13 protein-coding genes are annotated in these 12526 nt (G+C 67.1%); 4 read left to right on the top strand and 9 right to left on the bottom strand.

All coding sequences use genetic code 11. From position 1 onward, the window contains the following. Nucleotides 1-70: 70 nt before the first annotated feature. Complete coding sequence (locus tag AC07YH_RS02975) at nt 71-1453, bottom strand: FAD-containing oxidoreductase (protein WP_494745524.1); 1383 nt, start codon at nt 1451-1453, stop codon at nt 71-73. Between the two features lie 2 nt (nt 1454-1455). After that, nucleotides 1456-1929 (bottom strand): DUF4126 family protein, encoded by a 474-nt coding sequence (locus AC07YH_RS02970; RefSeq protein WP_494745523.1) that lies wholly within the window; start codon nt 1927-1929, stop codon nt 1456-1458. A gap of 184 nt (nt 1930-2113) precedes the next feature. Between AC07YH_RS02970 and AC07YH_RS02965 the strand changes: the two genes are divergently transcribed. Continuing rightward, on the top strand, nt 2114-2524 hold the full coding sequence (locus tag AC07YH_RS02965) for a GFA family protein (protein WP_494745522.1): 411 nt from the start codon (nt 2114-2116) through the stop codon (nt 2522-2524). On the opposite strand, the gene AC07YH_RS02960 is transcribed toward AC07YH_RS02965, so the two are convergent. Beyond that, nucleotides 2521-3471, bottom strand: coding sequence for a hypothetical protein (locus AC07YH_RS02960; RefSeq protein ID WP_494745521.1), 951 nt, complete (start codon nt 3469-3471; stop codon nt 2521-2523). The two genes, AC07YH_RS02965 and AC07YH_RS02960, sit on opposite strands and share 4 nt — an antisense overlap. Before the next feature lie 78 nt (nt 3472-3549). On the opposite strand from AC07YH_RS02960, the gene AC07YH_RS02955 reads away from it, so the two are divergent. After that, entirely contained in the window at nt 3550-4068 is a 519-nt protein-coding gene (locus tag AC07YH_RS02955) for a YdeI/OmpD-associated family protein (protein WP_494745520.1), read from the top strand. Here AC07YH_RS02955 and metC read toward each other — a convergent pair. Beyond that, nucleotides 4065-5219 carry a cystathionine beta-lyase gene (metC, locus tag AC07YH_RS02950; protein WP_494745519.1) on the bottom strand — a complete coding sequence of 385 codons (1155 nt, stop codon included), beginning with the start codon at nt 5217-5219 and terminating at the stop codon, nt 4065-4067. The two genes, AC07YH_RS02955 and metC, sit on opposite strands and share 4 nt — an antisense overlap. Nucleotides 5220-5299: 80 nt before the next feature. Here metC and AC07YH_RS02945 point away from each other — a divergent pair, with 80 nt between their 5' ends. After that, a complete protein-coding gene (locus AC07YH_RS02945; RefSeq protein WP_494745518.1) occupies nt 5300-6376 on the top strand; it encodes an amino acid ABC transporter substrate-binding protein in 1077 nt (358 codons plus the stop codon). Here AC07YH_RS02945 and sseA read toward each other — a convergent pair. From sseA to AC07YH_RS02920, 5 genes are all read right to left on the bottom strand, one after another. Then, nucleotides 6373-7230: a 3-mercaptopyruvate sulfurtransferase gene (gene sseA / locus AC07YH_RS02940; protein WP_494745517.1), complete on the bottom strand. Its 858-nt coding sequence runs from the start codon at nt 7228-7230 to the stop codon at nt 6373-6375. The two genes, AC07YH_RS02945 and sseA, sit on opposite strands and share 4 nt — an antisense overlap. Before the next feature lie 34 nt (nt 7231-7264). Next, entirely contained in the window at nt 7265-8245 is a 981-nt protein-coding gene (locus AC07YH_RS02935; protein WP_494745516.1) for a cysteine synthase A, read from the bottom strand. Between the two features lie 109 nt (nt 8246-8354). Beyond that, a complete protein-coding gene (locus tag AC07YH_RS02930) occupies nt 8355-8639 on the bottom strand; it encodes a hypothetical protein (RefSeq protein WP_494745515.1) in 285 nt (94 codons plus the stop codon). 10 nt (nt 8640-8649) lie between these two features. After that, nucleotides 8650-9879, bottom strand: a complete 1230-nt coding sequence (locus tag AC07YH_RS02925; RefSeq protein WP_494745514.1) for a class I SAM-dependent methyltransferase — start codon at nt 9877-9879, stop codon at nt 8650-8652. 54 nt (nt 9880-9933) lie between these two features. Further along, on the bottom strand, nt 9934-11364 hold the full coding sequence (locus AC07YH_RS02920; protein ID WP_494745513.1) for a cryptochrome/photolyase family protein: 1431 nt from the start codon (nt 11362-11364) through the stop codon (nt 9934-9936). Between the two features lie 105 nt (nt 11365-11469). Between AC07YH_RS02920 and rfaD the strand changes: the two genes are divergently transcribed. Beyond that, nucleotides 11470-12471, top strand: a complete 1002-nt coding sequence (rfaD, locus tag AC07YH_RS02915) for an ADP-glyceromanno-heptose 6-epimerase (RefSeq protein ID WP_494745512.1) — start codon at nt 11470-11472, stop codon at nt 12469-12471. The last annotated feature ends 55 nt before the right edge of the window (nt 12472-12526 follow it).

Raw genomic sequence — 12526 nt, 5'->3', positions numbered from 1 at the left:
AGGTGGGGACTGGGTTTCGTATCGCAACCGCAACAGGATCGATTTCGTCTGAAAGCGACGCGGTGAAAATCTAAAGCGGCTTCAGCTCCTGGAGCATGGTCGGAACCAGCTCCGACACGGTCGGGTGGATGTGCACCGCCCGCGAAATCGTCGTGTAGGGGGCCTTGGCGTACATGACGTCCAGCATGCCGTGGACGACCTCGTCGCCGTTCAGGCCCAGGATCGCCGCGCCGAGGATCTCGTGGGTCTCGGCGTCGATGATCGCCTTCATGAAGCCTTGGGTCTCGCCCTTCTCGACGGCGCGGCCGACGCGGGTCATCGGGCGCTGGCCGACCAGTAGCTTGCGGCCGGTGGCTCTGGCCTCGGCTTCGGTCATGCCCACGCGGCCCAGCGGCGGGTCGATGAAAAGGCCATAGCAGGTGATGCGGTCGCTGACCTTGCGCGGATCATCGTCGAGCAGGTTGGCGGCGATGATCTCGAAGTCGTTATAGGCTGTGTGGGTGAAGGCGCCCTTGCCGTTGCAGTCGCCCATCGCCCAGATGCCCGGGATATTGGTCCTCAGCTGATCGTCGACCGTGACATAGCCGCGCTTGTCGGTGGCGATCCCGGCCGCCTCCAGGCCCAGGTCGTCGGTATTGGGTTTGCGGCCCACGGCCAGCAGCACGTGCGAGCCGGTGACCTGCGGCGCGCCGGCCTCGCAGGTGACGTGGACGCAGTAGCCCTCGGGGCAGGTGCTGAAGCTGATGCATTCGGCGTTGAGGCGGACGGTGATCCCCTCGGCCTCCAGGATCTCGCGGACCGTATCGGAGATCTCCGGGTCCTCGCGGCCGATCAGGCGCGGGCCCATCTCGACCACGGTGACCTGGCTGCCGAAGCGGCGGAACATTTGGGCGAACTCCAGCCCGATGTAGCTGCCGCCAACGATGACCAGGTGCTCGGGCAGCGTATCCAGCTGCATCATCCCGACATTGGTCAGGAATTCGATGTCGTTGACGCCCGGCATGTCCGGGACGTTGGCCCGGCCGCCGGTGTTCAGGAAGATCTTGGGCGCGGTCAGCAGGCGCTCGCCGACGCGCACGGTGTCGGCGCTCTCGAAGCGGGCATGGCCCTGGATGACCGTGACGCCCTTCATGCCGCGCAGCCATTTTTCGACATTGCCGCGGGCGTTGCGGACCACCGTCTGCTGGCGCTCCTTGACCCGCTTCATGTCGACGCCGACCTCGCCCTGGAGGACGACGCCGTAGTCCGCCGCGCGGCGAGCAAGGTGCGCGGCGTAGGCGCTGGCGACCAGGGTCTTGGTCGGCATGCAGCCGGTGTTGACGCAGGTGCCGCCGAAATCCTTGCGCTCGACCATCGCCACGGTCCAGCCGGCGGCGCTGAGGCGGCCTGCGAGAGAGGGACCGGCTTGGCCGGCCCCGATGATGATGGCGTCAAAGGCTTCGGCGGCGGCCATGGTCAGATCGCGCTCTTGGCCAGGAAGAAGATCGCGAACGCGCCGCCAACGGCGATGACGTCCTCGATGATCGCGGCGGGCTGGTCCTTGCCGAACTTGGCGGCCAGGCGACCTCGGAACTCGGCGCCGACGAAGGTGCCGATCACCGCGCCGATCGCGCCGACGACCATGCCGCGCAGCCAGTGGGTGCCGGGCATCATCAGGGCCGCGCCGGCGAAGGCGCCGCTGATCACGCGCGCGATGAACTGGTGCGGAACCTTGCGGCTGGGCGTCTTGGGATGCTGGTCGGCGATCAGCTCCAGCGCGGCCAGGGCGCTGAACACCAGGACCGAGACCATGCCGCCCAGCCAGGCCAGCGGATAGCCCGCCAGCGGCAGCCAGCCCAGGCGGGCGGCCCAAGCGGCGGCGGCGGGCGCGGTCATGGCGCGCAGGCCGGCGATCACGCCGATCAGCAACGCGAGCACGTAGAGCAACATGGAAGACTCCCCCTTACATTGAGGCTGGGACACTGGCTTGCCTTGCAACCAGACCGCAAGAGCGAACGCGGCTATTGCATCTTCCAATCGTCTTTAGCGCGATCGGCGCATCCATACTGACAGTAGGGTGGCAGCAGGGGTTCCCTAGAACGGTGTCCAACGAAACACCGAGAGGGAACATCTCATGCTCAAGACCCACACCGGCAGCTGCCACTGCGGCGCCGTCCGCTACGAGGCCGATGTCGATCTGGACGCCGGCACGGGCCGCTGCAACTGCTCGATCTGCGCCAAGACCCGCAGCTGGGGCATGCTGATGAAGCCCGAAGCCTTCCGGCTGCTGGCGGGCGAGGACCGCCTGGGCGCCTACCAGTTCGGCACGATGAGCGGCGATCACCGCTTCTGCACGACCTGCGGTGTGCGGGTCTATGGCGAGGCCGATGTCGAGCAGCTGGGCGGCAAGGTCGTCTCGATCCAGGTCGCGACGCTGGACGACGTCACGCCGGAAGAACTGGCGGCCGTCCCCATCAACTATGGCAACGGCCGCGACAATCTGTGGTGGGAGCAGCCCAGCGCGGCCGAGATGAAGTACCTCTAGGCGGCCTGCTTCATCGCTTCGGGACCAAAGCCCGGGCGCCAGCGCACGCAGTTCGGCGCCGAGAGATCGACGTCGAACTGACGGCCATGGCTGGCCAGGGCGTTCTGCTTGGGCGGCGACAGCTTCTGCCAGGCCTTGCTGGCGGCCCAGTAGGCCGGTTTCAGGGCTTCGGGCACGTTCGCTGCCTTCGGGTTCAGGCCCAGCTCACGGCGCAGGCGGCCGTTCACGCAGTGGACGCCGTTCTTCAGCATCGAGCGGCGGGTAGTGTACTCGACCGAGACCGAGACATTGGTGTTGTCGCCGTTCACCACCCGATGCGGGGCATGGATCGGCCACGAGACGGCCTCGCCCGGGGCCAGCGGCACGGCGACGGCCTCGGCCTCCATCCAGGGCTGGTAGGGCAGGTCGCTGAGCGTCTCCTTCAGCAGGATGGCCTCCAGCGAGCGCTCCGAGATCAGCTCTTCCTTGGTTGGGTAGACGTACATCGTCTTGTTGCCGCGCACGTGCCACAGCATGGTTTCGGCCGCGTCGACATGCAGGAAGACGCCCATGCGGGCGCTGGAGATCAGGATCGCGGCGCTGCCACGCAGCACCTGGACGCCCGTCGCTTTGGTGAAGTCGGCCATGACCTGATCGTAGACCGGACGGTACTTGGGGTGATCGATCATCGCCGTGCGCGGGCTGACCCACAGGCGGCCGCGACGCGTGGCCTCGACCAGTTCGGCGCCCGAGAGGCCGGTGGCGTCGCCGGCGGTCCAGCGCTCGGCCGGCGGCGGGTTCTCACGCATGGTGCAGATGGTGACCTGGTCGCGCGGATATTCGTCCAGCAGTTGGGCCAGGGCTTCGTCGGTGAACAGGCCCGTCTCGGCCAGGCGATGATTGAAGAGGACGATCTCTTCCTTGATCTTGGCGGTGTCGCGGCCTTGGAAATCGATCATCGACGTCATGGCGGTGTCTCGCATTGGGATCGCTGGCTGCGACCGCCGCAATTTCCGGACCAGCTTCAGCGTGCGAATTCGAGCCTCATGACCCAGCTTCGCTTCACAGCCCGGATCGAGATCAACGGCATCAACCCGTTCGTGCCGATCGACGCCGAGCAGGCCGCGCGCCTGCGGGAGGGCTGGCGCAAGCCGATGCCGGTCTGCGTGCAGGTCAATGGCGCGCCCGCCGAGCCTTGGCGGATCAACATGATGCCGCGCGGCGATGGCGGCTTCTGCCTCTACCTGCATGGCGAGGTGCGCGAGGCGGCCGGGGTCGGGGTGGGTGACACGGTCGAGGTGTCGGTGGTCTTCGACGAGGCCTATCGCGGCGGTCCGGCCCATCCGATGCCGGACGCCTTCGCCGAGGGGCTCAAGCGTGATCCGGCCGCCGCCAAGGCTTGGGAGGCGCTGACGCCCAGCCTGCAGAAAGAGACGCTGCGCCGCTTCGATAGCGTCAAGTCCGACGCGGCCAAGGCCCGCAACATCGAGGCGGCCCTGGCCGTGCTAGGCGGCGCGCCGGGCCGGTTCATGGCCCGCGACTGGAAGGACGGCGCGGTCGTCTAGGCCGCGCGCAGGGCGTCGAAGCCGCGATCCAGGTCCGCCTTCAGGTCGTCGATCGCCTCCAGGCCGATATGCAGGCGCAGCAGCGGGCCTTCCAGGCTGACCGGGACCGAGCGGTTCTTCAGCTGCGGATCGCAGTGGATGGCCAGGCTCTCATAGCCGCCCCATGAGAAGCCCAGGCCGAACAACCGCAGCGCGTCGAGGAAGGCGTGGACGGCGCGTTGGCTGCAAGGCTTCAGCACCACGCCGAACAGGCCGCAGGCGCCGGTGAAGTCGCGCTTCCAGAGCGCGTGGCCCGGATCGCCGGGCAGGGCGGGGTGCAGCACGCGGGCCACCTCGGGCCGGTCCTGCAGCCAGCGGGCGATGACCAGGCCGTTCTCGTGGTGGCGCGGCAGGCGGGTGGTCAGGGTCCGCAGGCCCCGCAGCATGGTGTAGGCGTCGTCGGGCGATACCGACCAGCCGATGTCCCACATGGCGTTGCCCAGTTCGTTGCCGATATCGACATCCATGGTCGTGGCCGAGCCCATGAAACAGTCCGAGTGGCCGCCGACATATTTGGTCAGGGCCTGGACGCTGATGGTCACGCCATGGGCCAGCGGCTTGAAATAGAGACCGGCCGCCCAGGTGTTGTCGATCAGGGTGATGATCCCCCGGTCGTTGGCCGCCTTGGCGATGGCCGGCACGTCCTGCATCTCGAAGGTCAGGGAGCCCGGGGCCTCCAGCAGGATCATCCGGGTCGTTGGCGTGACCAGCGCCATCAGCGCGTCGGCGTCCAAGGCGGGATCATAGTAGGTGGTCGTCACGCCAAAGCGGGTCAGGACGCGGTCGCAGAAGCGCCGCGTGGGCTTGTAGGCGCTGTCGACCACCAGGATTTCGTCGCCGGCCTTCAGCACCGCCAGCATGGCGCCTGTGATCGCCGCCAGGCCCGACGGATAGAGTGTGACGTCCGGCGAGCCCTCCAGCTCGGCCAGGGCCTTCTGCAAGGCGGCGGGCGAGGAGAGGCCGGTGATGCCGTAGGTGATCTGGTCGTCGTCATACAGTGACGCGGCATTGGGCAGCAGCACCGTCGAACCGCGCTGGATCGGCGGATTGACCGTACGCGCCATCGCGGTCGGCTCGGAGCCTGTACGGACCAGACGGGTTTCTTCATCCATGGCGGGGGACTCTCGCGACGCGACCTAACGGTTGTGGTTTAAGGCCCCACGCGCGCGGTTCAAGGAGCGATCGGTTGTCGGTGCGTTTTGGCTTAGTGGTCTTGTCGGTGCTGGCCCTCACAGCGTGCGGCCAGCGCAAGCCTGCGCCCGATCCCAAGCCGGCCGACACGGCCGCCCCGCTGGCGATCAAGTCGGCCGCGCCCAGCAAGACCTTGAAGGCGATCAAGGCGCGCGGCGAGCTGCGCTGTGGGGTGAACCCTGAGCTGCCGGGCTTCGCCTTCCAGGACAACAGCGGGCGCTGGCGCGGCTTCAATGTCGATTTCTGCCGCGCCTTGGCCGCCGCCGTTCTGGGCAAGCCCGATCAGGTGACCTTTGTCCCGCTCGGCAATGAGGAGCGGATCACGGCCCTGCGAACCGGCAAGGTCGACGTCCTGTGGCGCAACACCTCGTGGACCTTCTCGCGCGACGCCGGCGACCAGCTGGACATGGCGGCGATCTCGTATTTCGACGGCCAGGGCTTTCTCGTTCGCCGCAGCCTGAACCTGACCAGCGCGGTCGAGCTGAACACGGCCAAGATCTGTGTCCAGACCGGCGCGACCTCGGCCCAGAACCTGGAGGACTTCTTCCGGGCGCGCGGCATCGCCTACACGGCCATGATGTTCGACAGCGAGGAGCAGGCTCGCGCCGCCTACCAGGCCGACAAGTGTGACGCCTTCACCGCCGACATCTCGGCCCTGGCGGCGGCGCGATCGGTGCTGAACAGCCCCGGCGACCATGTCATCCTGCCCGACGCCATCTCCAAGGAGCCGCTGGGCCCGCTGGTGCGCCAGGACGATCCGGCCTGGACCGACATCGTCCGCTGGACGCTCTACGCCCTGATCCTGGCCGAGGAGCACGGGGTGACCAAGGCCAACGCCAAGGAGATGGCGACCGGCGCCGATCCCGAGGCGCGCCGGCTGTTGGGCGAGGGCGGTTTCGGTGCGATTCTGGGCCTGGACGCCGACTGGGCGGCGCGCGCCATCACGGCCGGCGGCAACTACGGCGAAATCTTCGACAAGGAGATCGGCGGCGGCTCGGCGCTGAAGCTGGACCGTGGCCTGAACGCGCTGTGGAACGCGCCCAAGCCCGGCCTGCTTTACGCCCCGCCGATGCGTTAGGTCGCCGGACCCGTCGCGACAGGGACGTCCGCGAGGCCGCCCCATTCCGTCCACGAGCCATCATAGACCGCCGAGCGCGGCTTGCCGAGGCGCGCCAGGGCCAAGGCCACGACCGAGGCGGTGATCCCCGAGCCGCAGGTCGAGACGATCGGCTTGGCGATATCGACGCCGGCGGTCTCGAACACCGTCTTCAACTGCTCGGTCGGCAGCATGGTGGCGTCGGGACCCAGCAGGGCCGACAGCGGGATGTTGCGGGCGCCGGGCATGTGGCCGCCGCGTAGGCCAGCGCGGGGCTCGGGATCGCGACCCTCGAAGCGGCCGGCGGCGCGGGCGTCGATGATCTGCTCGCGGCCGGTCTCGACGACGCTCCGCATCTGCTCCAGCGAGCGATAGATGTCGGCCTGGTAGCGCGGGGTGAAGTGGCGCTCCTGCGGCGCGGCCGGGCCGTCTTCGACCGGACGGCCCTCGGCGACCCACTTGGGCAGGCCGCCGTCCAGCACCACCACGTCCTCGTGGCCCATGGCGCGGAAGTGCCACCAGGCGCGAGCCGCCGGCAGGATGCCGCTGCTGTCGTAGACGACGATCCGCGAACCGTCGCCCAGGCCCAGCTTCTTGACCCGCGAGGCGAACTTCACCGCCGTCGGGATCATGTGCGGCAGGTCGGACGTCTCGTCGGAGATGTCGTCGATGTCGAAGAACACCGCGCCGGGGATGTGGACCTTCAGGAACTCCGCGCCAGGATCGCGCTGGGCGGCCGGCATGTGCCACGAGGCGTCCACCACGCGCACGTCCGGCGCGTCGAGATGCTCTGCCAGCCAGGCGGTGGAGACCAGGGGATCGGACGGGGTGGCCATGGGAGCGCCTCTCGGAATCTGACTGGCCCGGACCTTACATCCAAGGCGGCGTCGGCAAGCCCTTTTCCGCGAGGAATTCCGGGTTGAAGAGCTTGGATTGATAGCGCGAGCCGTGGTCGCACAGAATGGTCACGATCGTGTGGCCAGGGCCCAGTTCGCGGGCCAGCTTGATGGCGCCGGCGATGTTGATGCCCGACGAGCCGCCCAGGCACAGGCCCTCGTGCTGCACGAGGTCATAGAGCACGTCCAGCATCTCCTCGTCGGTGACGCGGAACGGGAAGTCGACGGCCAAGTCCTCGAGGTTGGCGGTGACCCGGCCTTGGCCGATGCCCTCGCTGATCGAGGTCCCTTCGGACTTCAGCTCGCCGTCCTTGTACCAGGCGTAGAGCGAGGCGCCGTAGGGGTCGGCCAGGCCGATCTTCACGCCGGGCTTGCGCTCGCGCAGGGCCGCTGCAACGCCGGCCAGGGTGCCGCCCGAGCCGACCGCGCAGATGAAGCCGTCGACCTTGCCGCCGGTCTGCTCGAAGATCTCCGGGCCCGTGGTGCGGTAGTGGGCTTCGCGGTTGGCGACATTGTCGAACTGGTTGGCCCACACCGCGCCAAGTTCCTGCGCCAAACGCCCGGAATAGCGGACGTAATTGTCGGGGTTGGAATAGGGGGCGGCGTCCACCTCGACCAGTTCCGCGCCCAGCAGGCGGATGGCGTCCTTCTTCTCCTGGCTCTGGGTGCGCGGGATGACGATCGTCGTCTTGTAGCCCAGCGCCGAGGCGACCATGGCCAGGCCGATGCCGGTGTTGCCGGCCGTGCCCTCGACGATGCGGCCGCCGGGCTTCAGCAATCCTCGTGCTTCGGCGTCGCGGATGATGCCCAGCGCCGCGCGGTCCTTGACCGACTGGCCGGGGTTCATGAACTCGGCCTTGCCCAGGATCTCACAGCCGGTGGCCTCGCTGGCCTGGTTCAGGCGGATCAGCGGGGTGTTTCCGATGGCGTCTAAAACGCTGGGCAGGGCGGTCATGATCTAGGGTCCGGTCGGTGTTCGAGCGCCTTAGATCGTGACCCAGGCTCGACAAGCAAGGCCAGTTTTCCTGAAGACCCTGCCGGCGGCTTCAGCGATCCAGAAGGCGTTAGTCCAGCCGCTGGGTGATGATGACGTTCAGCAGCGCCAGGGCGCCCGACACGGTGGTCGCAGCGCACCAGGCTCCGTGCAGGCCCTCGACCTCGACCAGGCGGTTTTCGACCGCGTCGATCATGATCCCTTCGGCGACGTCCGAGGAAACCTCGCCAAGCAGCTGTTCCTCCTGGAGTTCGCCGCACCAGGCTGTCACCGCGTCGACCGCCGAGTCAGCATCGAACTGGCTGATATAGGTGCCGCCATGGAAGTCGAGGACCAGGGTGTAGAGGTTCGTCACGGCGCCCTCGCTAGCTGCGGCTCAAGCCCAACTGAATGACATTGGTCCGCTCGGTGCGAAAGCCGGCTTCGCAATAGCTGAGATAGAACCGCCACAATCGCCGAAAGCGCTCGTCGAAGCCGTCCTTGCAGATGTCGCTCCAAGCCGCCTCGAACCGTCGGGCCCATTCGGCCAGCGTGTCCGCATAATTTTGGCCGAAGCGCTTGAGATCGCTCCATTCAAGGGCCGCGCGCTCGGTCTCTTCCTTCAGGCGCGCTTCGCTGGGCAGCATGCCGCCCGGGAAGATGTAGCGCTGGATGAAGTCCGTGCGCCCGCGATAGTCGGCGAACAGCTCGTCGCGGATGGTGATGATCTGCAGCCCGGCGCGGCCGCCGGGCGCCAGCACCTCGCGGATTTTGCCGAAATAGGACGGCCAGTATTCCTCGCCGACCGCCTCGAACATCTCGATCGAGGCCACGGCGTCGAACTGGCCCTGGACGTCGCGATAGTCGATCAGCTGGATGTCGGCCTTCTCGGCCAGGCCCTGCTCGAACAGGCGCTTCCTGGCGAAGTCGTACTGGGCCTGGGAGATGGTGATGCCGGTGACCTTGGCCCCGACCTCCTTGGCGGCGAACTCGGCGAAGCCGCCCCAGCCGCAGCCGATTTCCAGCACGTGCTTGCCGGGCGACAGATCGATGGTCCTGGCCAGGGCCGCGTACTTGGCGGTCTGGGCCTCGGGCAGCGACTGGTTCGGCCGCTCATACAGGGCCGAGGAATAGGTCATGCTGGGGTCCAGCCAGCGCGAATAGAACGCATTGCCCAGATCGTAGTGGGCGTGGATGTTCTTCTTCGAGCCGTCGCGGCTGTTACGGTGGAACAGGTGGTAGAGGACGTTGACGACCCGCATCACCGGGTTGCCATCGACCAGCGCCGACAGCTTGTCGAAGTTCAGCGAGAACGCCTCCAGCACCGCCGACAGGTCGGGCGTCTCCCACTCGCCGGCCATGAAGCCCTCTGCGAAACCGATGTCGCCGGACGAGAAGGCGCGGCGGACGAAATTGTAGTCGCGGATGCGGATCGTCGCGTTTGGACCGAGCTGGCGGCCGGTGACGGTCAGCGCCTTGCCGGTGGGCAGGATGAAGGTGACGGAGCCACGCTCCCAGTTCGTCGCCGCCACGCGCAGCGCGGTGCGGAAGGCGGCCGGAGCGGCCTTCAGATCGGGATGGTTCCAGAGCGTCGTATCCAAGGCGAGGCCTCGCATCCGGTTGCGCGTTATTAACGCCGTTGGCGACCGGATCGCAAAATCACGCCTGGGCTAAAGGCTGCGATAGGCCTCCATGGCTTTCTCGCGCGCCTGGGCGTGATCGACGATTGGTCTCGAATAGAGACGTTTGGCTTCGGCCGGAAGATGCAAGGCCCGCTCCCACGGCTTGTGGATAACTTCGTTGGGAACGTGCTTGAGCTCCGGCACCCAGTGGCGGACATAGACGCCTTTCGGGTCGAACTTCTCGCCCTGCGCGATGGGGTTGAAGATCCGGAAGTAGGGCGAGGCGTCGGCGCCGCTGCCGGCCACCCACTGCCAGTTGCCGACATTGTTGGGCAGGTCGGCGTCGAGCAGCGTGTCCCAGAACCAGGCCTCGCCCTCGCGCCAGTCGATCAGCAGGTGCTTGATCAGGAACGAGGCGACGATCATGCGCACGCGGTTGTGCATGAAGCCGGTGACCCACAGCTCGCGCATCCCGGCGTCGACGATCGGATAGCCGGTCTCGCCCTTGGTCCAGGCCACGAAGAAGGCGTGGTTGCTCTTCCAGGGGAAGGCGTCGAATTCGGGCCGGAAGCTCTTGGTCGGCAGCTCCGGCCAATGGAACAGGATCGAATGGTTGAACTCGCGCCAGCCGACCTCGGACAGGAACTTCTCGACCTCGCCGGCGGGCGCATCGCCATGCTCGGCGGCGTTGCGGGCGGCCAGCCAGACCTGGCGCGGGCCGATCTCGCCGAAGTGCAGGTGCGGGGCCAGGCGCGAGGTGGCCTCCACGCCAGGGATGTCGCGCGCATCGCCATAGCCATCGACTGGTCCCGACAGGAAGTCGTCCAGCCGCTCCAGCGCTCCGGCTTCGCCCGGTGTCCATGCATTGAAGCCCTTCGACCAATCGGGCTTGCTGGGGTGCAGTTTCCAGCCGGCCAAGCTTTCGCTGCGCGCGAAATGTTCGGGCGATTTCAGATGCTTCGGCGCGGGTTCTACGGTGACGTGGGTCAGGTGCTCGCGCACCGCCCGCCAGTAGGGCGTGAAGACCTTGTAGGGCTGTTTGGAGCCGTTCTGCACAGTCCAGGGCTCGTTCAGCAGGCCGGCGTTGAAGCTCTGGCAATCGACGCCGGCGTCTTTCAATCGGGCCTTGATCTCGGTGTCGCGGTCGATGCTGGCCTTGTCGTAGAGACGGTTCCACAGCACGCAGGTCGCGCCGCTATGGGCCAGCACGTCGTCCAGCACCTCGGCGGCGACGCCCTTGCGCAGCACCAGCTTATTGCCAAGCTTCTCAAGGCTTTCGGCCAGGCTCTTGAGCGATTTGTCCAGCCACCACAGCGAGGCCGCGCCCATGGGACGGACGCCCTTGGTCTCGTCGAGGATGTAGAGCGCGATCACCGGCCGGCCGCTTTCGGCGGCATGGCGCAGGGCCGGATTGTCGGCTAAGCGCAGGTCGTTGCGGAACCAGACGACGATGGGTTCCTGGTTCTGATCTGTCCGCACTTGCCTCGTCCCGCCCGAAAGGTCACCTCTTGGGCGCCTGAAATCCCTGTCCGCCGGAAGAGTTGCCTTGAGTCAGCCGAAAGCCGTAGCCCTGAAAGTCACCCGATGAGCCGTCGCATCGTTCTGGTCACCGGCGGCGCGGGTTTCATCGGGTCTAATATCGTCGCGCGCCTCTGCGAGGATCCGGCGCTCGACGTCGTGGTCTGCGATCGTCTGCGCGACGCGGCCTCCGGCAAGTGGCGCAATATCGCCAAGCATCCGATCGCCGACTTCGTGGCGCCCGAGCAGCTCAACGACTGGCTGGCCAAGCGCGGCGCCGAGGTCGAGCTTGTCGTCCACATGGGTGCGGTGTCCTCGACGACCGAGCAGGACGCCGACAAGATCGTGCAGTCCAACTTCGTGCTGTCGCGCGACCTGTGGGACTGGTGCGCGCAAGCCGGCAAGCGGTTGATCTACGCCTCGTCGGCGGCGACCTATGGCGACGGGACGCTCGGCTTTGAGGGCAAGGACGATCTGGAGTCCTTGCGGGCCCTGCGGCCTTTGAACGCCTATGGCTGGTCCAAGGCGCTGTTCGACATCTACGCCGTGCGCGAGGCCCATCGCGGCCATGCTCCGGCCCAGTGGGCGGGCCTGAAGTTCTTCAACGTTTATGGCCCCAACGAGGACCACAAGGGCGGCATGAAGTCGGTCGTGGCCCAGATCTGGCCGCGCATCGCCGCCGGCGAGGGCGTCAAGCTCTTCAAGTCGCACCATCCGGACTACGAGGACGGCGGCCAGCTGCGCGACTTCGTCTATGTCCGCGACGTGGTCGACGTCATCGCCTGGCTGAGCAAGAGCCCGGCCGTGAACGGCGTCTTCAACCTGGGCTCGGGCCATGCGCGCTCGTTCCGCGACCTGGCCGTGGCGACCTTCGAGGCCGTGAATCGCGAACCGGACATCACCTATATCGACATGCCCGAGGTGCTGCGCGGCAAGTACCAGTACTACACCCAGGCCGACATGAGCCGCCTGCGGGCCGCCGGCTACAACGCGCCGATGACCGCGCTGGAGGATGGCGTGGCCGACTACGTGGCCGGCTATCTCAATACCGAAGACCCTTTCCGCTGACGTCAGGGCACGGTTGCGAGGCGGTGTCGTCGGCGTAGGCTGACCCCTGAGATCG

It is taken from the genome of Caulobacter sp. GW456-12-1-14-TSB4 (assembly GCF_059424195.1).
Note: the sequence above shows the minus strand (reverse complement) of the source record. Positions and strands in the feature narration are given on the sequence as shown.